Annotated in this window: 1 protein-coding gene; it reads right to left on the bottom strand. The window is 66.2% G+C overall.

All coding sequences use genetic code 11. The features are described 5' to 3' along the window. Nucleotides 1-293: ISAs1 family transposase (locus C667_RS24125; RefSeq protein WP_004393845.1), on the bottom strand; the 293-nt coding region annotated here is incomplete at both ends.

Raw genomic sequence — 293 nt, 5'->3', positions numbered from 1 at the left:
CCATCGCGTCGATCGTGACCAGCAGTCCCTTGATCGACAGCGCCTCGAGCAGCTCGGGAATCGCCGTTATTTCATTGCTCTTGGTGGCGACCTTCTCCTGGCCGAGCACCAGTCCCAGCTCGGTGGCGAAGGCGCTGACCATGTGGATCGCACTCTCGCCGCCCGTGCCCGAGCCGCGCACGGTCTTGCCGTCGACCGCAATCGTGCCAGCCAGGCCCGCATCGTCGCTGAGCGCACCGACCACGCCGCCCACCCAGCGCCGGAACATGTTCTCGAACTGCTTCGGATCGAGC

It is taken from the genome of Thauera phenylacetica B4P, from assembly GCF_000310225.1.
Classification (GTDB): Bacteria; Pseudomonadota; Gammaproteobacteria; order Burkholderiales; family Rhodocyclaceae; genus Thauera; species Thauera phenylacetica.
Note: the sequence above shows the minus strand (reverse complement) of the source record. Positions and strands in the feature narration are given on the sequence as shown.